We start from the raw sequence: 716 nt of genomic DNA, 5'->3' as shown, positions 1-716 counted from the left end.
GAGCCTGGCCATTGCCCCAAGCCGCCTGATCTATCGAAGGAGGAGACAGACATGTACCGCGAAGACTTCATGCAGCGCGCCATCGAGATCTCGCGCGAGGCGCTGGAAAAGCCCGGTACCGAACCGTTCGGCTGCGTCATCGTTAAGGATGGCGCCATCGTCGGCGAGGGGCTCAACCACTCGCTGGCGCATTTCGATCCGACCTCGCATGGCGAGGTGGAGGCGATCCGCGACGCCTGCCGCCGGCTCGAATGCGTCGACCTGTCGGGCTGCGATCTCTACACCTCCTGCGAGCCCTGCGCGATGTGCGTGGCGACCATGGAAGTGGCGGGCATCTCGAAGCTCTACTACGCCGCCTCGATGGGCCAGGCCGGCACCGCCTTCGCCTCGCTGACCCGGGCCGAGCGCCATCCCATCGATGTCGAGGCGCTGCGCGCGGCCGCCGGCGCCCCGGTCGAAGAGCGCGTCATGCCGTCCGAGCAGGCGATGGATGCCGAGGCGGTGGCGATCCTCGACAGCTGGGTGAAAGCGCGCAAGGCTGCCACCGCGGCGCGAGGCTGATTCAGCGCATACGAAACGCAGAGAATTCGCATGAACACGATGAAGAAGGGAGCCTCGCGCTCCGTCAACGATCCGACCGCCAAGGGGAAAGGTCCGCCCCCGGCCGAGCACGGGGCGATCTCCCGTACCGAAGCGGTTCAGGACGCGCTTCGCCA

Annotated in this window: 1 protein-coding gene; it reads left to right on the top strand. The window is 67.0% G+C overall.

The genetic code is table 11. The features are described 5' to 3' along the window. Nucleotides 1-51 precede the first annotated feature (51 nt). The gene (locus tag LGR54_RS25650; protein WP_230364788.1) at nt 52-561 is read left to right on the top strand and encodes a nucleoside deaminase; all 510 of its coding nucleotides are present in this window, start codon (nt 52-54) and stop codon (nt 559-561) included. Nucleotides 562-716: the final 155 nt, after the last annotated feature.

The organism is Ancylobacter sp. Lp-2, assembly GCF_020523795.1.
Taxonomy (GTDB): Bacteria; Pseudomonadota; Alphaproteobacteria; order Rhizobiales; family Xanthobacteraceae; genus Ancylobacter.
This window is presented reverse-complemented; position numbering and strand designations above follow the sequence as displayed.

What these genes read in the sequence shown, in the direction of transcription:
- LGR54_RS25650 (WP_230364788.1), top strand. Translation starts at nt 52, where the DNA reads ATGTACCGCGAAGACTTCATGCAGCGCGCCATCGAGATCTCGCGCGAG.